Source organism: Tritonibacter sp. SIMBA_163, from assembly GCF_046535935.1.
GTDB lineage: Bacteria > Pseudomonadota > Alphaproteobacteria > Rhodobacterales > Rhodobacteraceae > Epibacterium > Epibacterium scottomollicae.
This window is the reverse complement of the sequence record NZ_JAWJBP010000004.1, coordinates 156,895-181,315: the sequence shown is the minus strand read 5'-3', so window position 1 is coordinate 181,315 and position 24,421 is coordinate 156,895. Positions and strand designations below refer to the sequence as shown.

Here is a 24,421-nt window from a genome sequence, read left to right as displayed (position 1 = left end):
CAGGTCAGTGTCCGCAAAAACGGACGCATATGACAAAATTCACCGATCTGAACCTGAATCCAAAGGTCCTCAAAGCGATTGAGGAAGCAGGATACGAAAATCCGACCCCGATTCAGTCGGGCGCCATTCCAGCCGCACTGGAAGGGCGCGATGTCCTCGGGATCGCTCAGACCGGCACCGGCAAGACAGCCTCCTTCACCCTGCCGATGATCACCCGTCTGGCGCGCGGGCGCGCGCGGGCGCGGATGCCACGGTCGCTGGTGCTGTGCCCCACACGGGAGCTGGCCGCACAGGTTGCCGAGAACTTCGACACCTACGCCAAGCACGTGAAACTGACGAAGGCGCTACTGATCGGCGGCGTGTCCTTCAAGGAGCAGGACGCGGCGATTGACCGTGGCGTCGACGTGCTGATCGCCACTCCGGGTCGCCTGCTGGACCATTTCGAACGCGGCAAGCTACTGCTGACCGGAATCGAAATCATGGTGGTGGACGAGGCCGACCGGATGCTCGACATGGGTTTCATCCCGGACATCGAACGCATCTTCTCGCTGACCCCCTTCACCCGCCAGACACTGTTCTTCTCCGCCACCATGGCGCCGGAGATCGAGCGCATCACCAACACCTTCCTCTCTGGCCCAGAGCGGGTGGAAATCGCGCGGCAAGCGACCACCTCGGAGACCATCGAACAGGCCGTGGTGATGTTCAAAGCGTCCCGCAAGGACCGCGAAGCGACCGAGAAACGTAGGGTCCTGCGCGAGCTGATCGATCAGGAAGGCGAAGGCATCAAGAACGCCATCATCTTCTGCAACCGCAAGACCGACGTCGATATGGTGGCCAAGTCGCTGAAGAAATACGGCTATGACGCAGCCCCGATCCACGGCGATCTGGACCAGAGCCAGCGCACACGCACCCTCGACGGGTTCCGCGAAGGCGCGCTGAAGTTCCTCATCGCCTCTGATGTGGCCGCGCGTGGTTTGGATGTGCCCTCTGTGAGCCATGTGATCAACTTTGACGTGCCCGGCCACGCCGAGGACTACGTTCACCGCATCGGCCGCACCGGCCGCGCCGGACGTGACGGCAAGGCGATCACCATCTGCACTCCGCGCGACGAGAAGGCACTGGATGCGGTCGAAGGCCTGGTGCAAAAGCAGATCACCCGCCTGGAGAACCCAGTGAAGCCAGCAGCGCGTAAAGCTGCGGCCCCGGCAGAGGACTCCGCTGACACGCCGAAGCCAAAACCGACCCGTCGCAGCCGCAGCAAGCCTGCCGCCCAAAAGCCCGACACCAGCGCCAGCCCCGCCGAAGCCAATCCTGTTGTAGAGGTCGAACAACCACAGCAGGCGCCTGTGCAAGCGGTCCAAGAAAAACCTGCAAGGTCGCAAGATCGGCCACAGCAGGATGCCGGCACCGGAAGCAAGCCCAATAAATCCCGATCCTCCCGTGGGCGTCGGGATGATCGCCGCGACGAGAAGGTCGTGGGCATGGGCGACCATATGCCCAGCTTCATTGCGCTGAGCTTTGACGAGCGTCGCGCCGGCTGATCCGACCAAACACCTTGATCTGAAAACCGCCCTGCCCTTGGCACGGGCGGTTTTTCTATGCCGATCACCCCGATGCCGCGTTGCAGCAGCGGCATAGCGGGATTGCCAAGCTATGCGATGTGCACAGGCCGATGATGGACTAAATACCGGGCATCAAATGAATACCCAAGGTGATGTTATGGACCTGCGATCAACTGCCCCGCTCTTGAGCGACGACTTGAAAGAAATTGAACTCCGCGCCCGCCGTATGCGTGCAGAAGCTTTTGCGGCGATGTTTTCCGCAATCGGCTCCGCATTGGTCCGCTCGATCAAGGCCCCTGCCCTGATCTTCAGCCGCCCCCGCGCAGCCTGAGTTCAACTTGACCAGACGTGGCGCGCACCACCGCGCCCGACTGACGAAAAACGCCCGGACCTGATCGGTCCGGGCGTTTTCTGTTCCAGAGGCCTATACCTCCTTCATCTTTTCAAAAATATCTCGGGGGTGAAGTGCCCCGCAGGGGCACGAGGGGGCAGCGCCCCCTCCTCCCAGATCAGCGCATGCGGCTGACGACCACCGTGACCTCAGGTTTCTTGCCGATTTCCGATTGGGCCGTCTGACGCGCCACGCGCTTCAGCTCCTGTTCCAGCTTGTCGTCGTCCTTCAGGGTCTTCTTGCCGGCGCGCATCAGGAACTGGTTCAGGTCCTCTTCCATGACCTCCGCAAGCGCGGCATTGGACTGGCCGGTCTCGGCCAGACCCTTCAGATCCACCCAAGGTTCCCCGAGCGGCTCGTCATCCTCGTCGAGGATCGCGGTCACCACCACAAGGCCATTCAGCGCCATACGGATACGATCCCGCACGATGCCATCCATGGCGCCAATCTTGACCGAGCCATCCAGATAGGTGCGACCGGTGTCGATATATTCCGCCACCTTGGGCGCATCACCGGTCAGATCCACCATCATGCCGTTGACAGCGATGGTCGAGGCGATGCCCTTCTCCTCGCCCAGACGGGCGTGCTGACGCAGGTGGCGGTGCTCGCCGTGCATCGGGATCAGGATCTTGGGCTTCACGATGTCATGCATGCGCTCCAGATCCGGCCGGTTGGCGTGACCCGACACGTGATAAAGACCGGAGGAATCATCCACCACATCCACACCGCGCTCGGAGAACTGGTTCATAACCCAGATCACACCCTTCTCGTTACCGGGAATGGTCTTGGAGGAGAACAGGAACAGATCGCCCTCTTTCAGCTCCAGGCCGCGATACTTGCCGCGCGCCAGCTGCGCGGACGCCGCACGGCGCTCCCCCTGAGACCCGGTGATGATCAGCATCAGGTTTTCGCGCGGGATGTCCCCGGCTTCTTCCGGCTGCACCACGGCCGGAAAATCGGTCAGAACGCCGGTCTGGATCGAGGCCTCGATCATCCGGTTCATGGCCCGGCCCAACAGCACGATGGAGCGGCCCGCGCGGACGCCAGCCTCCGCCAGAGTCTTCACCCGCGCCACGTTGGAGGCAAAGGTGGTCGCCGCCACCATGCCGGAGGCCCCGGCAACCAGCTGGGTGATGTTGTCGCCCAGATCGCTCTCTGACCGACCCGCATGCTGGGTGAACACATTGGTGGAATCGCAGATCAGCGCCTGCACCCCATCCTTGGAAATCTCGGCCCAGAGGTCGGGATCAAAGGCCTCGCCGACGATCGGCTTCTCGTCCAGCTTGAAATCGCCGGTATGCACCACACGGCCCGCCGGGCTGTCGATGACCAGACCACCGGATTCTGGGATCGAGTGGGAGATCGGCACCGCGCTGATGGAGAAAGGACCAAGCTTGACCACATCCGGCCAGGGCGAGATCGTCACCACCTTCTCGGGGTCGTGGCCCTGCTCTTCCATCTTGCGACGCGCGATATTGGCCGTGAAGGCGCGGGCGTAAACCGGCACGTTGTTCAGACGGCTATAAAGATGCGCCACCGCCCCGATGTGGTCCTCGTGGGCGTGGGTGATGAAGATGCCCTCCAACTGGTCGGCGCGATCGGCCAGCCAGGTGATGTCGGGCATGATCAGATCCACGCCGGGGGTGGTGTCCATGTCGGGAAAGGCCACGCCCAGATCGACGAGAATCAGGCGTTCCTTGCCCGGAGCGCCGTAGCCGTAGACATAGGCGTTCATGCCAATTTCACCCGCCCCGCCAAGGGGCAGATAGATCAAACGTTCACTGCTCATACGTGAGTACCGATATCCTTGTTGTGTTCGTGGATGAGCCTCAGGCCTTGCATGGTCAGGTCATCCTCATATGCGTCAAATAGATCTGCTGTCTGCTGGAAGAGCGGCGCCAGCCCGCCGGTAGATATGACTTTCATCGGCACGGCAGCCTCGGCGCGGATCTGGGTGCAGATCTCGCGCACCAGTCCGACATAGCCCCAGAACACGCCCGACTGCATGCAGGTCACGGTATTGGTGCCGATCACCTTCTGCGGCTTTGAAATGTCCACATGCGGCAGCGCCGCCGCCGCGTGGTGCAGCGCCTCTAGGCTGAGGTTGACACCCGGGGCGATCACACCGCCCACATAAGCACCGTCGCGAGCCACGACATCAAACGTCGTGGCGGTGCCGAAGTCGACGACAATCAGGTCGCCACCGTATTTCTTGTACCCCGCCACCGTGTTCACCAACCGATCCGGTCCCACGGTAGTGCCGGCATCCACGCGCGTGCCGACCGGCAGTGCGCATTCGGGCTTGCCCACCACCAGCGGGCGGGTGTTGAAATACCGATCCGCAAGGACACGCAGGTTGAACACCACGCGCGGCACGGTGGAGGAAATGATCACATCGGTGATCTTGGCCTTCACCCCCTGCAGGGACATCAACGTGGAAAGCCAGACGTAATACTGATCCGCCGTGCGCTGCCATTCGGTCGAGGTGCGCCAATGGCCGATCATCTGATCGCCATCCCAAAGTGCAAAGACCGTGTTGGTGTTGCCGCAGTCAACCGCGAGAAGCATGTGCCCCGCCTCCGTCAGAAAAAGATATCCGCAGCGGGGATGGTGACCTTCCCCTTGGCGGTGGTGAGAACGAGGTTGCCCGCGTCGTCTATGGTCTCGAACGTGCCCGATGTCTCCTCGCGCGCAGTGCGTGCGGTGATGACCTCGCCCAGCTTGGCAGCGCGTGACAGCCACAGCTCGCGGATCGGAGCAAAGCCGTAGGTAGTGAACTGCTCCTCATGGCAGGCAAAGGCAAGGGCCAAAGCCGACAGGAAGGTCTCCGGGTCAACCCGAACGCCGGTTTCGGATTGCAGCGACACCGGCCAGACCGCGCCCGGTTCCAGCCATTCCTTCATCGGGGTCTGCGCCAGGTTCACGCCAATCCCCACAGAGAGATAGTCCACCCCTGCCCCGGCGCCGGAGCTTTCCAACAGGATGCCGGCCAGCTTGCCACCATTCAGCAGCACGTCATTGGGCCATTTGAGCGCCAGACCAGCGGTGCGGCCAGTGACCGTCTCCACCGCATCATAAAGCGCCAGCGCGGCAACAAAGCTGCGCAGGGCGATCTGATCCGGGCTGCCCGCGGGACGATAGACCAATGTGCCGGCGAAATTTCCCTCGGGGTCGGTCCAGGCACGCCCCCGCCGTCCGCGCCCCTTGGTCTGGCGCAGCGCGAGGATCCATTCCGGGCCGGTAAGCTCCGGCGCAAGGCGGGCGGCCTCATCCAGGGTGCTGTCAACATCCGCCAGCACGCGGCGCCCGTATCCGATTGGCCAATCTGTCATGCGCGCCCCTTTAGCACTGGCATCAGCAAAAGGCAAAAGGCCCGGTCGCACCGGACCGGGCCTTTTGACGAATTATTGCCTGTCGTCTTCAGCGGACCAGCATCGCGGCCGCCGCAGCCGCCGCGCCCTCGACACCGAAGGTGGTGATCACACCGATCAGCATCAGTGCCGCACCGGCGGTGAAAAAGGCCAGCAACACCGGAGAGCGCGAGGTCTCCACATCATCGGCGTCAGCGCCGAAATACATCAGGAACACGATGCGCAAATAGTAGTAGGCCCCGATCACCGACGCGATCACACCCGCGATTGCAAGCCAGGTCATGTTGGCCTCAACCGCGGCGCGCAGCACGAAGAATTTGCCAAAGAAGCCCAGCATCGGCGGCACACCGGCCAACGAGAACAGCAGCACCAGCATCCCCAGCGCACGGCCGGGTTCACGCTTGGCGTATTGGTTCAACGCGCTGATATCAGTGACCGCTTTTCCATCGCGATGCAGCATCATGATGAAGGCAAACGTGCCAATGTTCATCGCCACATAGATCGACATGTAGATCAGCAGCGCCTGAATGCCGAGCGCGGTGCCCGCTGCCAAGCCGATCAGCGCATATCCCATATGCGCAATCGAGGAATAGGCCATCAGGCGTTTCAGGTCTGTCTGGCCGATCGCCGCAACCGCGCCGAGGAACATCGACAGCACCGACAACAGCGCGATGATTTGGCTCCAGTCTTCGACCGCATATCCAAAGGCATCGTGCAGCACACGGGCAAACAGCGCCATCGCTGCAACCTTCGGAGCCGAAGCAAAGAAGGCTGTCACCGGCGTCGGCGCGCCTTCATAAACGTCCGGCGTCCACATGTGGAAGGGCACCGCAGAGACCTTGAACGCCATGCCGGAGATCAGGAAGACAATGCCGAACAACAGGCCAACCGTGACCTCGCCATGCTGGGCGACCTCGATAATGCCGGAGAACAACGTGGTGCCAGCAAACCCATAGACCAGCGACGCGCCGTAAAGCAGCAGACCGGAGGACAGCGCGCCAAGCACGAAATACTTTAGACCGGCCTCGGTGGACTTCACGCTGTCCCGGCGCAGGGCGGCAACCACATACAGCGCCAGAGATTGCAGTTCCAGCCCCATATAAAGCGCCATCAGGTCACCTGCGGAGACCATGACCATCATGCCGATGGCCGAGAGCGCGATCAGGATCGGATATTCAAACCGCAGCATGCCGCGTTTTGACATATAATCCTGCCCCATCACCATCACGGCGGCGGCAGAGAACAGGATCGCTACCTTGGCAAAGCGCGAGAAGGCATCATCGACGAACATGCCGCCAAAGGCCTCGGTCGCGCCAGAGCCGGAGGTTCCGATCCAGATCCCCAGCACCACCATCAGCGCGGCGGTTACCCACACGAGCATCGGCGCCAGCTTGTCCTTGACGGTGTAGACAGCCACGAGCAACGCCGCCATCGAGAAGACGGCGAGGATGATCTCGGGCAGGATCACGGAGAGATCAGCTTGCATCTCATCAGCTCCTTAGTGGGAATTTGTGGCGGCGACATCGACTTCGGCGGTGTCCGACAGGACCCCCGCGTCGGCGACGGCCGTATTGACGGATTGAACGAGCGCTTCGGTCGAAGGACCGATCACGTCGGTAACAACGGCAGGATAGACGCCGAGCAGCAGGGTCATGGCGATGAGCGGCGCAAAGATCCATTTCTCACGGGCGGACATATCCTTAATGGCTTTCAGGCTCTCCTTGATCAGATCGCCAAAGACCACCCGGCGATAAAGCCAGAGCGCATAGCAGGCCGAGAAGATCACGCCGGTGGTGGCGACAAAGGCCACCCAGGTGTTCTCCTGGAAGGCGCCCACAAGGGTCAGGAACTCGCCGATGAAACCGGATGTGCCCGGCAGGCCAACGTTGCCCATGGTGAAGAACATGAACACCAGCGCAAAGGCCGGCATGCGGATCACCAGACCGCCATAGGCGTCGATGTCGCGGGTGTGCATGCGGTCGTAGATCACACCTACACAGAGGAAGAGCGCAGCCGAGATGAACCCGTGGCTGAGCATCTGGAAGATCGCACCATCGACCCCCTGCTGGTTGGCAGTAAAGATGCCCATGGTCACAAAGCCCATATGCGCCACCGAGGAATAGGCGATCAGCTTCTTCATATCCTCCTGCACCATCGCAACCAGCGAGGTGTAGACGATAGCGATTGCGGACATCCACAGGACGACATCGGTCATCACCTCGGAGCCCACCGGGAACATCGGCAGCGAGAAGCGCAGGAAGCCGTAGCCGCCCATCTTCAACAGGATCGCCGCCAGCACCACGGAGCCCGCAGTCGGCGCCTGCACGTGCGCATCCGGCAACCAGGTGTGTACCGGCCACATCGGCATCTTCACCGCAAAGGAGGCAAAGAAGGCCAAGAACAGCAATGTCTGCATGCCGCCCAGAACCTGAACGCCCATCACATCAAAGCTGCTGTAGGAGAACTCATGCGCCAGCAGTTTCACGATATCAGTGGTGCCTGCGTCGAAATACATCGCCACCATTGCCACCAGCATCAGCACCGAGCCGAAGAAAGTATAGAGGAAGAACTTGAACGACGCGTAGATGCGGTCCTTGCCCCCCCAGATGCCGATGATCAGGAACATCGGGATGAGCCCGGCCTCAAAGAACATGTAGAACAGCACCAGGTCCAGCGCCATGAACACGCCGAGCATCAGCGTTTCCAGCACCAGGAAGGCGATCATGTATTCCTTGACCCGGGTGGAGACATTCCAGCTCGCCAGAATGGTCAGCGGCATCACAAAGGTCGTCAGCAGAACGAAAAGCACCGAAATGCCATCGACGCCCATCTTGTACTGCAAGCCAAAGATCCACTCCCGCTCTTCCACGAACTGGAAGCCGGTGTCGGAGGCATCAAAGCCGAAGTAGATGAACAAGCTCACGAAGAAGGTCATCGAGGTGGCGATCAGCGCGACATATTTCGCGTTCCGCCGCGCGGCTTCGTCGTCCCCACGCATCAGCAGCCCCATGACGGCAGCCGCCAGCGCGGGAATGAAGGTTACGATGGAGAGAATATTATCCATCAGTGCGATCCTCCGCCGATCGACATCCAGGTGACAAGGGCGGCAATGCCCAGCACCATATAGAAGGCATAAGTAAAGATGTAACCGGACTGCGCCCGGCCAGCGAGACGGGTGAAGAAGGGCACGATCCCAATAGCGATCCCGTTGAGGAAGCCATCAATGGTCTTGCCGTCGCCCTTCTTCCAGAAGAACTTGCCGATCGCCAGTGCAGGTTTGACGAAGACCACATTGTAGAGTTCGTCAAAGTACCACTTGTTCTTGAGGAACAGGTAGAGCGGACGCTGCTGCTGCGCGAGGCGCTTGGGCAGTTCCGGGTTCACGATATAGAACAGGATCGCCAGCAGCAGACCACCCAGCATGGCGATGAAGGGCGAGACCTTCACCCATTTGGGTGCAGCATGGGCGTCATCGAGCACATGGTTGTCCGGCGCCATATAAAGCGCGCCTTCGCCCGGCTCGCCTGCAAACACATAATGATGCTCGCCAACGGCTGCGGCCTCTTCGCCGTGACCTTCGGTTGCATCAGCGCCATGCGTGGCAGCCTCACCTTCGGCGGCATGCCCCTCGGCAGAGGCTTCTGCCACCGGAATGCCGTAGAATTTGCCAACCTTGTCGGCGTGACCGAAGAAGGAGTTGTACCACAGCATGCCCGAGAACACTGCGCCCAGAGCCAGCACGCCCAGCGGGATCAGCATGACCATCGGGCTTTCATGCGCGTGGTCATGGGTGTGCTTGTCGCCGCGCGGCTTGCCGTAGAAGGTCAGGAAGATCAGGCGCCAGCTGTAGAAGGAGGTCATCGCAGCGGCGATCACCAGCAGCCAGAAGCCATACATGGAGCCGCCCGCATAGGCGCTCTCGATGATGGCATCCTTGGACAGGAAGCCGGCAAACCCGATGTGGGTCAGCGGAATGCCAACGCCGGTGATGGCCAGCGTGCCGATCATCATCGCGGCAAATGTATAAGGGATCTTTTTACGCAAACCGCCGTAGTTCATCATGTCCTGCTCGTGGTGCATCGCATGAATGACCGAGCCCGCTCCAAGAAACAGCATCGCCTTGAAGAAGGCGTGGGTGAACAGGTGGAACATCGCCGCCGAATACATGCCCACGCCCGCAGCCACGAACATGTAGCCGAGCTGCGAACAGGTCGAATAGGCGATCACGCGCTTGATGTCGGTCTGAACCAGACCCACGGTCGCGGCAAAGAACGCCGTGGTGGCACCCAGCACGGTGATAAAGGCGGTCGCTTCGGGGGCAACTTCCATCAGCGGCGACATGCGGCACACGAGGAAGACACCTGCGGTCACCATGGTCGCGGCGTGAATGAGTGCCGACACCGGGGTCGGGCCTTCCATCGCGTCCGGCAGCCAGGTGTGCAGGATCAATTGCGCCGATTTGCCCATGGCGCCGACAAACAGCAGGAAGGCAATCAGGTTGGCCGCGTTCCAGTCGCTCCACAGGAACGACACGGTGGTTTCCGCCAGATCCGGCGTCGCCGCGAAGATGGTGCCGAGGTTGATGCTGTCGGTCAGGAAGAACAGCGCGAAGATCCCCAGCGAAAAGCCGAAGTCCCCCACACGGTTGACGATGAAGGCCTTCATCGCTGCCGCACCGGCAGAGGGCTTGCGGTAGTAGAAACCGATCAGAAGGTAGGACGCAACGCCCACGCCTTCCCAGCCGAAGAACATCTGCACAAGGTTGTTGGAGGTCACCAGCATCAGCATGGCGAAGGTGAAGAACGACAGATAGGCGAAGAAGCGCGGCTTGTAGCTCTCGCCTTCTTTGAACTGCGGATCGTGATCCATGTAGCCGAAGGAATAGAGGTGCACGAGCGCCGACACGGTGGAGATCACGATCAGCATGATCGCGGTCAGCCGATCCAGACGGATCGCCCAAGAGGTCGACAGGCTGCCGCTCTCGATCCAGCGGAAGATCTCGATGATGCGGGTTTCACCGTCAAACGACAGGAAGACGACCCACGACAACAGCGCCGTCAGGAACAACAGGCCGGTGGCGGTCCACATGGCAGCTTTTTCGCCGATGATCTTGTGGCCGAAGCCGCAGATCACCGCCCCCACCAGCGGGGCAAAGAGGAGAATGGTTTCCATCTGGATTAGCCCTTCATCACGTTGATGTCTTCGACAGCGATGGTGCCGCGGTTGCGGAAGAAGCAGACGAGGATCGCAAGACCGATCGCGGCCTCGGCGGCGGCGACGGTCAGCACGAACAGCGTGAACACCTGCCCCACCAGATCGCCAAGGAACGACGAGAAGGCGACAAGGTTGATGTTTACGGCCAGCAGCATGAGTTCGATGCTCATCAAGAGGATGATCACGTTCTTGCGGTTCAGGAAGAGCCCGAAGATACCGATGACGAACAGCGTCGCCGCCACGGTGAGATAATGTTCAAGTCCGATCATTGATCAAAGCCCCTGCCCCGGTTTGATGTCCTTGAGTTCCATGGCCTTGGCCGGATCGCGATACATCTGGGCGAGAACGTCCTGACGTTTCACATCCTTGCGATGGCGCAGGGTCAGAACGATGGCGCCGATCATGGCGACCAGCAGGATCAGACCCGACAGCTGGAACAGAAGGAAATATTGGTCGTAGATGATGAGGCCAAGCGCCTCGGTGTTGTGGCGCCCGTCCGGCATCGGCTGGCTGATGTTCGCGGCCACGTCCTGCGCGCTCTCCCAGGAGCCGAAGGCGATCACGAATTGCATCAGGATCACCAGCCCGATCAGCAGCGCCAGCGGCATGTAGCGGGCCATCTCGGCCTTCAGCTCGGCGAAATCCACGTCGAGCATCATGACAACAAACAGGAACAATACGGCGACCGCGCCCACGTAGACGATGACCAGCAGCATGGCGACAAATTCCGCCCCCAGCAGCACGAACAGCCCGGCCGAGGAAATAAACGCCAGGATCAGCCACAGCACCGAATGCACGGGCTGGCGGCTCACCACGGTGAACAGCCCGCCGGTGATGGCGCTGATGGCGAAGAGGTAAAAGGCAAACACGCTCATGTCTCATCGTCCCCTTTGTCGTCCATGACCTCCTGCGCCAAATCCATTGCGCGGGTCATGGCCGGAATGCCGGCAAACACCGACATCTGTCCGATCGTTTCAACGATCTCTTGTTTCTTCGCGCCCGCAGCAAGAGCGTGGCGCACGGTCTGACGCACGGCGGTATCCGCCTGCGCGCCCTGCATGGTCAACCCCGCCAGCGTCAGCAGCAGCCGGGTCTTGGCATCAAGCCCGTCCTTGTTGACGGTGTTGCCGAACATCATGTCCATGACCTCTTTGGGCATGGTCGGCCAGAGCGCCTCAAACCCTTTGGGAGAGAAACTCTCAAGTGCGGGATTGAGGGCCTTCGCCATCTCCTGCGCCTGGGCCATCATGGCCTCGAAAGGGTTTTTCGGCGTCTCGGTCATCTGTACGGCGCGTCCAGTTCAAGGTTGCGGGCGATCTCTGCTTCCCAGCGCTCGCCATTGGCAAGAAGCTTGTCCTTGTTGTAGAACAGCTCCTCACGGGTCTCGGTTGCGAACTCGAAGTTCGGCCCCTCAACGATGGCGTCCACCGGGCAGGCTTCCTGACAGAAACCGCAGTAGATGCATTTGGTCATGTCGATGTCGTAGCGCGTGGTGCGGCGGCTGCCGTCCTCGCGCGGTTCGGCATCAATGGTGATGGCCTGCGCCGGGCAGATCGCCTCGCAGAGCTTGCAGGCAATGCAGCGTTCCTCGCCATTCGGGTAGCGACGCAGCGCGTGCTCACCGCGAAAGCGCGGGCTGAGCGGGCCTTTCTCATGCGGGTAGTTCAGGGTCGCCTTGGGGGCGAAGAAATACTTCAACCCCAGCTTGAACCCCTGCCAGACGTCCTGCAGCAAGAAGTATTTGGCGGCGCGGGTGTAATCCATCTGGGTCATATCAGCCTCCTGTGCTCCAGCGGGCGAATGCCCCCCAGAACCAATCGAAACGTGCAGCAAAGGCCACGAAGACCACCCAGACCAGCGAGAACGGCAGGAAGACTTTCCAGCCCAGGCGCATCAGCTGGTCGTAGCGGTAACGCGGGGTGATGGCTTTGACCATTGCGAAGAGGAAGAAGAAGAACGCCATCTTCGCGACCATCCACAACGGGCTGTCGGGGATGAACGGAATGGGCGAGAGCCAGCCACCGAAGAACAGCAGCGAGGTGAGCGCGCACATCAGGAAGATGGCGATATATTCCCCAGCCATGAACAAGAGGAACGGCGTCGAGGAGTATTCCACCTGATAGCCCGCAACCAGTTCGGATTCTGCTTCGGGCAGGTCGAACGGTGGGCGGTTGGTTTCCGCAAGGCAGGAGATGAAGAACAGGAACACCATCGGGAAATGCGGCAGCCAGTACCAGTTGAACAACCCGGCCGAGCCGTCCTGCGCGCGGACGATATCGCCAAAGTTCATACTGCCGGTCGACAGGATCACGCCAATGATGATGAGGCCGATGGAGACCTCGTAGGAAATCATCTGTGCCGCCGACCGCAAACTGCCAAGGAACGGGTATTTGGAGTTCGATGCCCAGCCGCCCATGATGACGCCGTAAACCTCGAGCGAGGAGACCGCGAAGACATAGAGGATGGCGACATTGATGTCAGACAGCACCCAAGTGTCACTGAAGGGGATCACCGCCCAGGCGATCATCGCCAGAACAAAGGAGGTGATTGGCGCCATGATAAAGACGGCCCGGTCGGAGCCGGCCGGGATGACCACCTCCTTGACCACGTATTTCAACGCATCCGCCACGGTCTGCAGCAGGCCAAAGACCCCCACCACATTGGGGCCGCGCCGCATCTGGACCGCAGCCCAGATCTTGCGATCCCCGTAAACGAGGAACAGGAGCGAAATCATAACGAAGGCGACGACCGCAAGGGTCTGCGCCAGTATGATGACGGCAATGCCGACAGGGGTGTTAAAGAATTCAGCCATGGGTCCTCACACCGTAGGTATTCCGTTTGCCTTGCAGTCCTGCACCACGACCTGAGCGTCGAGGGTGCGCAAACCGCGCGGTAAGGCTGGCGAGATGGTGTAGACAGCATCCGCCTTCCAAATACCAGACTCTTGTTTCGTTTTTGTGCGCACATGACGCGCAAAGCCATATCCGCGGATCAGCGCATATTGTGCGGCCGCGCAATCGGCATAGTCGTTCAGATCCTCAAGCGCGCCGAGTTGATCCATGGTCACATGGAACTGCACCAGATCCCCATCGAGGAGGCTGGTGTCCACGCCGAGATAATCAGGCGCGGCGCGGCTCACCTCATCGCCCGACACATCCGTGCAGGCCATGAGGGCAAGCCCCGTAAGCGATATGATCGCCGCGCGGATCACTCTGCCGCAATCTGCGTCTCGCGACGCGCCTTGGCCTGGGCGGAAAGCTCCGCCATCAGCTGCGACGCGCGCGCAATCGGGTTGGTCAGGTAGAAGTCCTGAATCGCGGGCAGGAAATCCGCCTTGCCAAGTTTTTCAACCGGCAGCGCCTCGCCTTCGTTGTCGACAACGCGATCAACCTTGGCCAGATGCGGGACGTCCTTGATCAGCGCCTTGCGCAGTTGCGCGAGGCTGTCATACGGCAGTTTTGCATCCAGCTCCGCCGACAGAGCCCGCAGGATGGCCCAGTTTTCCTTGGCCTCCCCCGGTGCAAAACCGGCACGCATAGACAGCTGCGGACGGCCTTCGGTGTTCACAAAGAGACCGTTTTCCTCGGTATAGGCTGCACCCGGCAGGATCACGTCGGCGCGGTGCGCGCCACGGTCGCCATGGCTGCCCTGATAGATCACAAACGCGCCTGCATCGATTTCGACCTCATCTGCCCCAAGGTTGTAGATCACCTCTGCACCGTCAATCGCGGCAGCTACGCCGCCTTCGGTGACAGCCCCGATGTCCATAGCACCCACGCGTGCTGCTGCGCTGTGCAGGATCATCAGCTTGGAGCCGGTATCTGCCGCGAGTTTCTGCGCGGCGGCCAGAACCGCCAGACCATCAGCCTCACGCAGGGCACCCTGCCCCACGATCACCACAGAAGGCGCATCCAGCACGGCACCGTAGTCTTTGTTCAAGAGCCCCTCGAGCGCGGCACGATCAGTGCCCACATGGGCATAATCATAGGTCAGATCCACCGCAGGGCCGACAAGCCCCACTTGCGCGCCCTTCAGCCATGCCTTGCGGATGCGGGCATTCAGCACCGGTGCCTCATTGCGGGGATCGGTGCCGATCAGCTGGATAAACTTGGCGTTATCAATGTCTTCGATGGTGGCGGTGCCGACATATGCGGCGCGGTTGCCGATGGGCAGACGCGCATTATCGGTGCGGCATTCCACCTTGCCATCAAGGCTCTCGATCAGGTTTTTCAGCGCATAGGCCGCCTCAACCGGCACCAGATCACCGATCAGACCTGCGACCTTCTTGCCCTTCATCGCGGTGGCGACAGCCGACAGCGCTTCGGGCCAGGTGGCGGGCTTCAGCTTGCCGTCGACACGCACGTAAGGGCGGTCCAGACGTTGGCGACGCAGGCCGTCCCAGACAAAACGGGTCTTGTCGGAGATCCATTCCTCATTCACGCCATCGTGGTTACGCGGCAGGATACGCATCACTTCGCGGCCTTTGGTGTCCACGCGGATGTTTGATCCCAGCGCGTCCATCACGTCGATGGTCTCGGTCTTGGTCAGCTCCCACGGACGCGCGGTAAACGCATAAGGTTTCGAGGTCAGCGCCCCCACCGGGCAGAGGTCAATGATGTTGCCCTGCAGGTTCGAATCCAGCGTCTCGTTCAGATAGGAGGTGATCTCCGCATCCTCACCGCGCCCGGTCTGGCCCATCTGATTGATGCCGGCCACCTCGGAGGTGAAGCGCACGCAGCGGGTGCAGGAGATGCAGCGGGTCATCGCGGTGCCGACCAGCGGGCCGAGGTCGAGATCATCCACCGCGCGCTTCGGCTCGCGGAAGCGGGAGAAGTCGACGCCATAGGCCATCGCCTGATCCTGCAGATCGCATTCGCCGCCCTGATCGCAGATCGGACAATCGAGCGGGTGGTTGATCAGCAGGAACTCCATCACCCCTTCACGCGCCTTTTTCACCATGGGTGAATTGGTCTTCACCTGCGGCGCCTGGCCTTCGGGACCCGGGCGCAGATCGCGCACCTGCATCGCACAAGAGGCGGCGGGCTTGGGCGGGCCGCCGACGACCTCCACAAGGCACATACGACAGTTGCCCGCAATCGACAGGCGCTCGTGGTAGCAGAAGCGCGGGATCTCGATCCCGGCCTGCTCACAGGCCTGAATCAGGGTCATCGCCCCTTCGACTTCGATCTCGGTTCCGTCAATGTTGATCTTGCGGAGGTCAGACATGGTCTATTTCGCCCTCAGTAACACGCCGATCGCGCTGTTTTTCTCAATTTCCGCCAGCCCGTAGCTGCAGAATGTTTCTGGCTGGTCCAGTTTGACCCCTTCCTGCCGCAGCAGGCGCTCGCCCTTGGCGCGCATTCGGGATTTTTCCTGGTCCGACTTGATGTAGGACTTGATCTCATCATCGCTGTAGCCAAGCGCATTGGCGCGGCTGCGGATCTGATAAAGCTGGTTGAGCCCCTTGAGCGTGCGTGGCGCAAGGCGATCACATTGATCGGACACTTCGCTGGCCACGGCCACGGCAAAAAGCGGATCCTCGATTTCCTGCACATCGCGCAAGGAGGGTTTCGCCTCGCCCGCGCTGGCACCAAAGGCCAACAGCAGGGCCGCCAACGCCGCAAGAGAGGTGGCTATCACAGTCCTGCGCGCAGGCAAAATCGCAATTGTTTCAGACATGTCAAACTCCGTTGTGGTTCTGTCAGAACCACAGGAGTGAGACGCGCTGTTATTCAATAACGCCCCGCCGAACCGGCCATGATATGCCGATCTGCGCATCAAGACTCGCAGCTTCCCGTGTAGATCGCATCGCTTTTGTCGAGCTGGATCTTGTAGTTGCCCTCAGCGTCCAGCGCGATGTTGGTCCAATCGAACCGCGAAGTGCCGTAATTCTCGATGCAGTAGCGTTTCGCCTCGTGATCAGCCGCAGCAAGCGCGCCACGCTGGGATTGCAGCGCGTCACGCACCTCAATGCGGAAATTGGCGAGGGTCTCTCTTTTGTTGATCGCCTTGGCGCTGGTGCGGAACGCGATGCCGTCATAACGCATGCGCTTATCCTCGCCGGTTTTGCCGCCACAGGCCGCAAGCCCGACCGACGCGGCCAGTATCAACGTCAGAGTGAAACGTGAGGTCATAGTCATCTCTTCAGGTTATTCCGCTGCCAACGCACCGCGGCGGCCGGTCTTCTGCGCCTTGATGCGATCTTCGATTTCTTCGCGGAAGTTGCGAATGAGGCCCTGAATGGGCCAGGCAGCTGCATCACCCAAAGCACAGATGGTGTGGCCTTCAACTTGTTTTGTGACATCCCAGAGCATGTCGATTTCTTCGAGTTCCGCCTCGCCACGCACCAGACGGTCCATGACGCGCATCATCCAGCCGGTGCCCTCACGGCAAGGGGTACACTGGCCGCAGCTCTCGTGTTTGTAGAATTTCGACAGCCGCCAGATCGCCTTCACGATGTCGGTCTGCTTGTCCATCACGATCACCGCCGCGGTGCCAAGGCCGGAGCCCAGCTCGCCACGCAGGTAGTCGAAATCCATGATGGCGTCTTTCATTTTCTCGCCGCGCACGCAAGGCACCGAGGAACCGCCGGGGATCACAGCCAGAAGGTTGTCCCAACCGCCCCGGATGCCGCCGCAATGTTTTTCGATCAGCTCCTCGAAGGAGATGCTCATCGCCTCTTCGACGACGCAGGGGTTGTTGACGTGACCGGAGATCGCAAAGAGCTTGGTGCCCGCGTTGTTCTGACGGCCAAAGCCTGCAAACCACTCCGCACCACGGCGCAGGATGGTCGGCACCACGGCGATGGATTCGACGTTGTTCACAGTGGTCGGGCAGCCATAAAGGCCTGCGCCCGCCGGGAACGGCGGCTTCATGCGCGGCATGCCCTTCTTGCCCTCAAGGCTCTCGATCAGGGCGGTTTCCTCGCCGCAGATATAGGCCCCTGCCCCGTGGTGCAGGAAGACGTCGAAGTCCCAGCCAGATCCTGCGGCGTCTTTGCCCAGAAGCCCATTGTCATAGCATTCGTCAATCGCCGCCTGCAGCGCCTCGCGCTCGCGGATGTATTCACCGCGCAGGTAGATGTAGCAGGTGTGCGCGTTCATCGCGAAGGATGCGATCAGCGCGCCCTCGATCAGCGTATGCGGATCGTGACGCATGATTTCGCGGTCTTTGCAGGTGCCGGGTTCGGATTCATCGGCGTTGATCACCAGATAGGCCGGACGCCCGTCGCTTTCCTTCGGCATGAAGGACCATTTGAGGCCGGTGGGGAAGCCCGCACCGCCGCGCCCGCGCAGGCCGGAATCCTTCATGGTCTGGATGATCCAGTCGCGCCCTTTTTCAATGAGGCCCGCCGTACCGTCCCAGTGGCCACGCTTTTGTGCGCCCGCCAACGTGCGTTCGTGCATCCCGTAAAGGTTGGTAAAGATCCGGTCCTGATCCTTCAGCATGTGTGCCTACCTTTGACTGTTCTGACGCATGCGCCAGAGTTGAATGATGTTGACGCCCGCATAGATCATCGCGGCCAGAGCGGCGAAATCGAACAGCAGCGCAAACCGGCCCGGCAGGCCAATCGCGGGACCAATGAGAAGCGACAGGATCAGCCAGGCCACCATCGTGCCGGCGATCACCAGCGAGATGTGCCGCCCCTTGGCTGCAATGGCCTTGTCCTGTTCGTCCTGCGTCATCCGGTCCAGTCATCCTTGACCACAGCGCACGGCCCCATGGCCGCGATCTGCGATTATGATTTGTCTTTGTAACGGCCGTCGGTCTTGGCCGATTTGGCAAACTCGGTCTCTTCACCGGCTGCCAGTTGCTTGGCTTGTTCGATCCAGCCATCACGCTCGATGCGGCCCTTGAATTTAAGCCGCGCATCGACCCAGGCCACCTCGGCCTCAGTCCATTTGGCGATCTGGTCGAAGTGGAAAAAGCCCAGCTCATTCAGCGTCTGTTCAAGCTTCGGCCCCACGCCTTTGAGGAGTTTGAGGTCGTCCGCCCCGCCCTCGCGGGCAGTTGTCAGCGTCTCGGGCGCTTTTTCCTCGACCGCATCTGCCGTTTCCGCCTTGGGCTCTGTCACCTTTGCGGCGGCGGCCTCGGGCTGTGCCGGGATCGCGGCATCGGATTTCTTGACCGGAGCCTTCTTCTTCGGAGCAGCCTCTTTCTTGGCTGCCTCGGCCTGCTTTGCCGCCGGCTTTGGACGCTCGGGCGCTGCCGGAGTGGGCTCTGCCGCAGCGCGACCAGCGACCACGCCATCCTTGCCCACCCAAGGGGTCAGCAACGGCACCTCGTCGCCCTGAATGCGCTTTACACCGTCGCCAAGCTCGGTCGCCAGTTCGGCGGAGGCGTTATACTGCGGCTTGCCAGCCTCATATTCGGTCAGCGAGGTCAGACCGGATTTCGGCTCTGCAGCGTAGCGACCGTTCTGCGGGCCGGGCACCACGTCCTTGCCTGCGGCAAGGTCATCCAGCAGCTTGGTGAAACTCGCGGCGGTCAAATCCTCGTAGTAATCCTTGCCGATCTGCGCCATCGGCGCATTGGTGCAGGACCCAAGGCACTCCACCTCTTCCCAGGAGAACTTGCCATCCTCGGAGATGGTATGCGCCTTGGGCGAGATCTTGTCCTTGCAGACTGCGATCAGATCCTCGGCGCCGCAGATCATGCAGGACGTGGTGCCGCAGACCTGGATATGCGCAACGGATCCCGTCGGTTGCAGCTGGAACATGAAGTAAAAGGAAGCCACCTCCAGCACGCGGATATAAGCCATGCCGAGCATGTCGGCGACATATTCGATGGCCGGTTTGGAGATCCAGCCATCCTGTTCCTGAGCACGCCACAGCAGCGGGATTACCGCCGAGGCCTGACGGCCCTCGGGGTATTTGGTCATTTGCGCCTCTGCCCAGGCCTGGTTGGCCGGGGTGAAGGCAAAACTATCGGGTTGTTCGGAATGCAGACGACGGAGCATCACTCTTCTCCAGCGGCGAAAGCGATCACGCTCTCAGTTAGGTTGTAGCAGCGCACGCCTGCGTCTGGGTTGATTTTATCCGTCATATCTCGATCAAAAGAATAGGACCGCAAACGCGCCCCTTTTTGGACTAGAACGTGGTGCCGGCGCACTGCTTCGTCTTGGCTTACATCGTACCCGACAACCACCCATCCGTCTTCGAGGAGATTGCCAAGGTAGGTGTTGTCAACTTGCTCAACCATTAGCGGTCAATCTCCCCGAAGACGACATCCATGGTGCCGATGATGGCGGCAACATCCGCCAGCTGGTGGCCCTTGGCGACGTGGTCCATCGCCTGCAGATGCAGGAACCCGGGTGCGCGCAGCTTGGCACGGTAGGGTTTGTTGGTGCCGTCCGCCACCAGATACACGCCAAATTCGCCCTTGGGCGCCTCGACGGCGGCATAGACCTCGCCCGCGGGCACGTGGAAGCCTTCGGTATAGAGCTTGAAGTGGTGGATCAGGCTCTCCATCGAGGTCTTCATGTCGGTCCGCTTGGGCGGGCTCAGCTTGCCGCGCGCCATCACGTCGCCGGTGGCTTCGCGCAGTTTCTGGATGGCCTGACGGATGATCGACAGCGACTGGCGCATCTCTTCCATGCGGACCAGGTAGCGGTCGTAGCAATCGCCGTTCTTGCCGACCGGGATCTGGAAGTCGAACTCGTCGTAGCATTCATAGGGCTGCGCCCGGCGGAGGTCCCAGGCGAGGCCGGAGCCGCGCACCATCACGCCGGAGAAGCCATATTGCTGGATTTCTTCTTCAGTCACCACGCCAATGTCGCAGTTGCGCTGCTTGAAAATCCGGTTCTCGGTCAGCAGCCCGTCGATGTCGTCCATCACCTTGGGGAATTCCATCGCCCAAAGGTCGATATCATCCAGCAGATCGTCCGGCAGGTCCTGATGCACACCGCCGGGGCGGAAATAGGCCGCGTGCAGACGCGCGCCACAGGCCCGCTCGTAGAAGATCATCAGCTTTTCGCGTTCCTCGAAGCCCCAGAGCGGCGGCGTCAGCGCACCCACGTCCATGGCCTGCGTGGTCACGTTCAGCAGGTGGTTCAGGATACGGCCGATCTCGGAATAGAGCACCCGGATCAGCGACGCACGACGCGGCACCTCGACGCCGCAGAGCTTTTCGATCGCCAGACACCATGCGTGTTCCTGGTTCATCGGCGCCACATAGTCGAGGCGGTCGAAATACGGCAGGTTCTGCAGATAGGTGCGGCTCTCCATCAGCTTTTCGGTGCCGCGGTGCAACAGGCCGATGTGGGGATCGCAGCGTTCCACGATCTCGCCGTCCAACTCCAGCACCAGACGCAACACGCCGTGCGCGGCCGGGTGTTGCGGGCCGAAGTTGATGTTGAAATTGCGGATTTTCTGTTCGCCGGTCTGGGCGTCGTCGAAACCTTTGGAGCCGTCCATCACTTCGCCCCCTCCTTCTCATCGCCGGGCAGGATGTAGTCGGCACCCTCCCATGGGCTCATGAAGTCAAACTGGCGGTATTCCTGCACCAGGTTCACAGGCTCGTAGACCACCCGTTTCTGGGCCTCGTCATAGCGGACCTCGGTGTAGCCGGTTGTCGGGAAATCCTTGCGCAGCGGATGGCCGCGAAAACCGTAGTCCGTCAGCAGGCGGCGCAGGTCCGGGTGACCGGTGAACAGGATGCCGAACATGTCAAAGACTTCGCGCTCGAACCAATTGGCCGACGGGTGCACATTGACGATCGAGGGCAACATGTCCTCTTCAAGCATCGCGACCCGCAGGCGGATGCGTTGGTTCTGGTACATCGACAGCAGGTGGTAGACCACGTCGAACCGTTTGGTCCGCTCGGGGTAGTCCACGGCGGTGATATCTACCAAAGTGGAGAACTTGCAGGCGCTGTCGACACGCAGGAACTCGACAAGACCGGTGATATTGCTGGGCTTCACATCGATGTTCAGCTCGCCATGGGAAATGTCCCACGACAGGACACAGTCCGGGCGCTTGGCTTCGATCTGGTGCCCAAGTTCTTGCAGTGCTTCGATCATCTGTCTCTCCTGCCCTTAGCGTACCAGCGTGCCGGTGCGGCGGATCTTGCGCTGCAGCTGCATCAGACCATAAAGCAGCGCCTCGGCGGTCGGCGGGCACCCGGGCACATAGATATCGACCGGCACGATGCGGTCACAGCCGCGCACGACGGAATAGCTGTAGTGGTAATAGCCGCCGCCATTGGCGCAGGAGCCCATGGAGATCACGTAGCGTGGCTCCGGCATCTGGTCGTAAACCTTGCGCAGCGCAGGGGCCATCTTGTTGGTGAGTGTGCCTGCAACGATCATCACATCCGACTGGCGCGGCGAGGCGCGCGGCGCGATGCCAAAGCGTTCGGCGTCATAGCGCGGCATCGAGGTATGCATCATTTCGACCGCGCAGCAGGCCAGACCAAAGGTCATCCAGTGCAGGCTGCCGGTGCGGGCCCAATTGATGATATCTTCTGCGGAGGTCAGCAGGAAGCCCTTGTCCTGCAGTTCCGTATTGAGGGCCTGGGTGACCATTTCCTTGTCGACACCAGCGGTGTTCGCTCCAGTCATCACTCCCATTCCAGGGCCCCCTTCTTCCACTCATAGGCAAAGCCGATGGTCAAAACGCCCAGGAACACGATCATCGACCAGAACCCGGCGTCACTGACGTCCTTGAACCCAACGGCCCAGGGAAACAGGAATGCAATCTCCAGATCGAAGATGATGAACAAGATCGACACGAGGTAGAAGCGCACGTCGAATTTCATCCGCGCGTCATCAAATGCGTTGAAGCCGCATTCGTAGGCGCTGACTTTTTCCGGATCAGGATTGCGCACCGCAACAACAACGGCGGCAAGAACAAGCACGAGACCAAGACCAATGGCCACGGCCAAAAACACCAGTATGGGGAGGTATTCCCGCAACATCTCTTCCACGAGTGGCTCCTTTCCGCGCACACGGCAGTTTCTGCACGTGAACCGTCAATTGGCGTGTTGACTTGGGCCGTTACTACTCCCGTCCCCGAACACCGTCAACCAAGGGGAAGTTAATGTGAAAAGCTTTATTGACCAGTCTCGCAGACGGGCAACAACCTCGCAAAAGCTTATGGTTTTAGTTTTCTATTCGGGGCGCAGAAAACAGGCGTAAATTTTCTGCGCCCCAGAGGCTGAAACCCCTTATTTCTCATGCCAGGCGGGGCGGCGTTTTTCAAAGAACGCTCCGATCCCCTCCTGAGCTTCCGGACTTTCCCAGCGGGTCACGAGGGCGGAAATGGTAAAATCAATAACGCTTTCATCGATCTTTGGACCCAAGGCGCGGGCCAGTGCCTTGGCTTCGGCGACCGCACCGGGGGCACAATTGAGGTATGGAACCACCTCCGCCTCAACCGCGGCATCGAGTGAGTCGGCAGGCACCGACTTTGCCAGAAGGCCAAGCTCGACTGCTTCCGCAGCATCAAACAACCGTGCCGACATGAACACACGCCGCGCGCGGGCCTCGCCCATACGGGCAATCACATAGGGGCCGATGGTGGCGGGGATCAGGCCAAGTTTGGTTTCCGTCAGCCCCATCTTCAAATGGTCCGCTCCGATGGCAACGTCACAGACCGAGGCCATGCCCACCCCGCCGCCAAAGGCATTGCCCTGCAGCCGCCCGATCAGCGGCTGCGGCAAGGTGTTCAGAAGGTTGAGCATTTCCGCCAGCACCCGGGCCTCGCGGGCGCGGGTCTCGGCATCTGCATCCATCTGCGCCTGCATCCACCCAAGGTCGCCGCCGGCGCAAAAGCTCTTGCCCGCGCCGGTCAGAACTACGACACGCACATCCCTGTCCGCCGCAAGTGCGCGCGCCGCCGCCTGCAATTCCTGCAGCATCTGGCCGGACATGGCATTGTGTTTGTCTGGGCGGTTCAGGGTCAAAGTCGCCACACCGCGGTCGTCGCAGCTTAGCTCCAGCGTGTCATACATGCCTATGGGTCCTTGTGTGTTGCGGAGTGAATGTCAGGCGTCGGCGGCAACGGGTCGCAGGGCGTGCGCCATGGCGGCGGCCTCCTGCAGCACATCACTGTCGAGCCCGGTGTCATAGCCCAGCCGGGTCAGGTGGTCGTGCACCAGTTCGGTGGCGACATTCCCGGCCGCACCGGGCGCATAGGGGCAGCCGCCCAGACCACCGACGGCGGCGTCGAACACGCGCACGCCCAGCGCGAGCGAGGCGTCGATATTGTCCACTGCCCGCCCCCCGGTATCATGGTAATGCCCGGCCAGTCGGGTCACCGGCACCACGTCCTTCACCGCGATCAGCATCCGCGCGATGCTGTCCGGGGTGGCCTTGCCAATGGTGTCGCCCAGCGAGATCTCATAGCAGCCCATGGAAAACAGCCTGTCGGCCACCTCGGCCACCTTTTCCGGCGCGGTGGCGCCATCATAGGGGCAGTCGGTCACGCAGGAGACATAGCCCCGCACCGGCAGGTCGATATGGCGCGCGGCCTCCAGAATGGGTGCAAACCGGTCGATGCTCTCGGCGATGGAGGCATTGATATTGGCCTTGGAGAAGCCTTCCGAGGCAGACGCAAAGATCGCGATCTCATCAACCCGGGCGGCCAGCGCATCCTCGTAGCCGCGCATGTTCGGGGTCAGCGCAGCATAGCGCATGCCCTTTGCCTTGGTAATTCCGGCCAGCACCTCGGCGCTGCCGGCCATCTGCGGCACCCATTTCGGAGAGACAAAGCTCGCCACCTCGATGCGGGAAAACCCGGCACGGCTGAGGCAGTCGACCAGCGCCACCTTGTCCGCGACAGAGATGTCGCGGGTTTCGTTCTGCAGCCCGTCGCGCGGGCCCACCTCGAAGATTTCGACGCGGTCTTTCATGGCATTTAGTCCTCCGGTTTGGGGCCTGGTCC

General features: G+C 61.0%; 27 protein-coding genes. 2 read left to right on the top strand and 25 right to left on the bottom strand.

The annotated features are described in order from the left end of the window. The first annotated feature begins 29 nt into the window (after positions 1 to 29). Positions 30 to 1,541, top strand: coding sequence for a DEAD/DEAH box helicase (locus R0J92_RS09720; protein WP_411051526.1), 1,512 nt, complete (start codon positions 30 to 32; stop codon positions 1,539 to 1,541). Positions 1,542 to 1,653: 112 nt separating this feature from the next. Next, complete coding sequence (locus tag R0J92_RS09715; RefSeq protein WP_411051525.1) at positions 1,654 to 1,893, top strand: RSP_7527 family protein; 240 nt, start codon at positions 1,654 to 1,656, stop codon at positions 1,891 to 1,893. A 178-nt stretch (positions 1,894 to 2,071) separates the two neighbouring features. Here the strand turns inward: R0J92_RS09715 and R0J92_RS09710 are convergent, their stop codons facing one another. The 25 genes from R0J92_RS09710 to R0J92_RS09590 form a co-directional block, all read right to left on the bottom strand. Further along, complete coding sequence (locus tag R0J92_RS09710; protein WP_411051524.1) at positions 2,072 to 3,742, bottom strand: ribonuclease J; 1,671 nt, start codon at positions 3,740 to 3,742, stop codon at positions 2,072 to 2,074. Continuing rightward, positions 3,739 to 4,521 carry a type III pantothenate kinase gene (locus R0J92_RS09705; RefSeq protein ID WP_106163393.1) on the bottom strand — a complete coding sequence of 261 codons (783 nt, stop codon included), beginning with the start codon at positions 4,519 to 4,521 and terminating at the stop codon, positions 3,739 to 3,741. Before R0J92_RS09705 ends, R0J92_RS09710 begins: the two co-directional genes overlap by 4 nt. Before the next feature lie 14 nt (positions 4,522 to 4,535). Next, positions 4,536 to 5,285: a biotin--[acetyl-CoA-carboxylase] ligase gene (locus R0J92_RS09700; protein WP_411051523.1), complete on the bottom strand. Its 750-nt coding sequence runs from the start codon at positions 5,283 to 5,285 to the stop codon at positions 4,536 to 4,538. An 88-nt stretch (positions 5,286 to 5,373) separates the two neighbouring features. Continuing rightward, entirely contained in the window at positions 5,374 to 6,810 is a 1,437-nt protein-coding gene (nuoN, locus tag R0J92_RS09695; RefSeq protein WP_106163391.1) for an NADH-quinone oxidoreductase subunit NuoN, read from the bottom strand. Between the two features lie 12 nt (positions 6,811 to 6,822). After that, positions 6,823 to 8,388 carry an NADH-quinone oxidoreductase subunit M gene (locus tag R0J92_RS09690; RefSeq protein WP_411051522.1) on the bottom strand — a complete coding sequence of 522 codons (1,566 nt, stop codon included), beginning with the start codon at positions 8,386 to 8,388 and terminating at the stop codon, positions 6,823 to 6,825. After that, positions 8,388 to 10,496, bottom strand: coding sequence for an NADH-quinone oxidoreductase subunit L (gene nuoL, locus R0J92_RS09685; protein WP_411051521.1), 2,109 nt, complete (start codon positions 10,494 to 10,496; stop codon positions 8,388 to 8,390). The genes R0J92_RS09690 and nuoL overlap by 1 nt, the downstream gene beginning before the upstream one ends. A gap of 5 nt (positions 10,497 to 10,501) precedes the next feature. Further along, positions 10,502 to 10,807 (bottom strand): NADH-quinone oxidoreductase subunit NuoK, encoded by a 306-nt coding sequence (gene nuoK / locus R0J92_RS09680; protein ID WP_005624625.1) that lies wholly within the window; start codon positions 10,805 to 10,807, stop codon positions 10,502 to 10,504. A gap of 3 nt (positions 10,808 to 10,810) precedes the next feature. Then, positions 10,811 to 11,413 (bottom strand): NADH-quinone oxidoreductase subunit J, encoded by a 603-nt coding sequence (locus R0J92_RS09675; protein WP_106163388.1) that lies wholly within the window; start codon positions 11,411 to 11,413, stop codon positions 10,811 to 10,813. Further along, positions 11,410 to 11,820 carry a carboxymuconolactone decarboxylase family protein gene (locus R0J92_RS09670; protein WP_106163387.1) on the bottom strand — a complete coding sequence of 137 codons (411 nt, stop codon included), beginning with the start codon at positions 11,818 to 11,820 and terminating at the stop codon, positions 11,410 to 11,412. Before R0J92_RS09670 ends, R0J92_RS09675 begins: the two co-directional genes overlap by 4 nt. Continuing rightward, positions 11,817 to 12,311 carry an NADH-quinone oxidoreductase subunit NuoI gene (gene nuoI, locus R0J92_RS09665; RefSeq protein WP_106163386.1) on the bottom strand — a complete coding sequence of 165 codons (495 nt, stop codon included), beginning with the start codon at positions 12,309 to 12,311 and terminating at the stop codon, positions 11,817 to 11,819. The genes R0J92_RS09670 and nuoI overlap by 4 nt, the downstream gene beginning before the upstream one ends. Before the next feature lies 1 nt (position 12,312). Then, a complete protein-coding gene (nuoH, locus tag R0J92_RS09660; RefSeq protein ID WP_106163385.1) occupies positions 12,313 to 13,350 on the bottom strand; it encodes an NADH-quinone oxidoreductase subunit NuoH in 1,038 nt (345 codons plus the stop codon). A 6-nt stretch (positions 13,351 to 13,356) separates the two neighbouring features. After that, complete coding sequence (locus tag R0J92_RS09655) at positions 13,357 to 13,749, bottom strand: hypothetical protein (protein ID WP_411051520.1); 393 nt, start codon at positions 13,747 to 13,749, stop codon at positions 13,357 to 13,359. Beyond that, positions 13,746 to 15,764, bottom strand: a complete 2,019-nt coding sequence (nuoG, locus tag R0J92_RS09650) for an NADH-quinone oxidoreductase subunit NuoG (RefSeq protein WP_411051519.1) — start codon at positions 15,762 to 15,764, stop codon at positions 13,746 to 13,748. The genes R0J92_RS09655 and nuoG overlap by 4 nt, the downstream gene beginning before the upstream one ends. A 3-nt stretch (positions 15,765 to 15,767) precedes the next feature. Then, entirely contained in the window at positions 15,768 to 16,217 is a 450-nt protein-coding gene (locus R0J92_RS09645; protein ID WP_207796906.1) for a DUF5333 domain-containing protein, read from the bottom strand. A gap of 98 nt (positions 16,218 to 16,315) precedes the next feature. Continuing rightward, the gene (locus R0J92_RS09640; RefSeq protein WP_411051518.1) at positions 16,316 to 16,672 is read right to left on the bottom strand and encodes a hypothetical protein; all 357 of its coding nucleotides are present in this window, start codon (positions 16,670 to 16,672) and stop codon (positions 16,316 to 16,318) included. A gap of 15 nt (positions 16,673 to 16,687) precedes the next feature. After that, a complete protein-coding gene (nuoF, locus tag R0J92_RS09635; RefSeq protein ID WP_411051517.1) occupies positions 16,688 to 17,986 on the bottom strand; it encodes an NADH-quinone oxidoreductase subunit NuoF in 1,299 nt (432 codons plus the stop codon). A gap of 6 nt (positions 17,987 to 17,992) precedes the next feature. After that, on the bottom strand, positions 17,993 to 18,223 hold the full coding sequence (locus R0J92_RS09630; protein WP_106163380.1) for a DUF5337 domain-containing protein: 231 nt from the start codon (positions 18,221 to 18,223) through the stop codon (positions 17,993 to 17,995). A gap of 53 nt (positions 18,224 to 18,276) precedes the next feature. Beyond that, a complete protein-coding gene (locus R0J92_RS09625; protein WP_411051516.1) occupies positions 18,277 to 19,497 on the bottom strand; it encodes an NADH-quinone oxidoreductase subunit E in 1,221 nt (406 codons plus the stop codon). Continuing rightward, positions 19,497 to 19,739: a hypothetical protein gene (locus R0J92_RS09620; RefSeq protein ID WP_411051515.1), complete on the bottom strand. Its 243-nt coding sequence runs from the start codon at positions 19,737 to 19,739 to the stop codon at positions 19,497 to 19,499. Before R0J92_RS09620 ends, R0J92_RS09625 begins: the two co-directional genes overlap by 1 nt. After that, on the bottom strand, positions 19,739 to 20,953 hold the full coding sequence (locus tag R0J92_RS09615; RefSeq protein ID WP_106163378.1) for an NADH-quinone oxidoreductase subunit D: 1,215 nt from the start codon (positions 20,951 to 20,953) through the stop codon (positions 19,739 to 19,741). The genes R0J92_RS09620 and R0J92_RS09615 overlap by 1 nt, the downstream gene beginning before the upstream one ends. Continuing rightward, a complete protein-coding gene (locus tag R0J92_RS09610; protein WP_317385763.1) occupies positions 20,953 to 21,558 on the bottom strand; it encodes an NADH-quinone oxidoreductase subunit C in 606 nt (201 codons plus the stop codon). Before R0J92_RS09610 ends, R0J92_RS09615 begins: the two co-directional genes overlap by 1 nt. A 15-nt stretch (positions 21,559 to 21,573) precedes the next feature. Further along, complete coding sequence (locus tag R0J92_RS09605) at positions 21,574 to 22,107, bottom strand: NuoB/complex I 20 kDa subunit family protein (RefSeq protein WP_106163376.1); 534 nt, start codon at positions 22,105 to 22,107, stop codon at positions 21,574 to 21,576. Further along, positions 22,098 to 22,463 (bottom strand): NADH-quinone oxidoreductase subunit A, encoded by a 366-nt coding sequence (locus R0J92_RS09600; protein WP_411051514.1) that lies wholly within the window; start codon positions 22,461 to 22,463, stop codon positions 22,098 to 22,100. The genes R0J92_RS09605 and R0J92_RS09600 overlap by 10 nt, the downstream gene beginning before the upstream one ends. A gap of 240 nt (positions 22,464 to 22,703) precedes the next feature. After that, positions 22,704 to 23,489, bottom strand: coding sequence for a crotonase/enoyl-CoA hydratase family protein (locus tag R0J92_RS09595; RefSeq protein WP_411051513.1), 786 nt, complete (start codon positions 23,487 to 23,489; stop codon positions 22,704 to 22,706). A 33-nt stretch (positions 23,490 to 23,522) separates the two neighbouring features. Further along, positions 23,523 to 24,389 carry a hydroxymethylglutaryl-CoA lyase gene (locus R0J92_RS09590; RefSeq protein WP_411051512.1) on the bottom strand — a complete coding sequence of 289 codons (867 nt, stop codon included), beginning with the start codon at positions 24,387 to 24,389 and terminating at the stop codon, positions 23,523 to 23,525. Between the last annotated feature and the right edge of the window lie 32 nt (positions 24,390 to 24,421).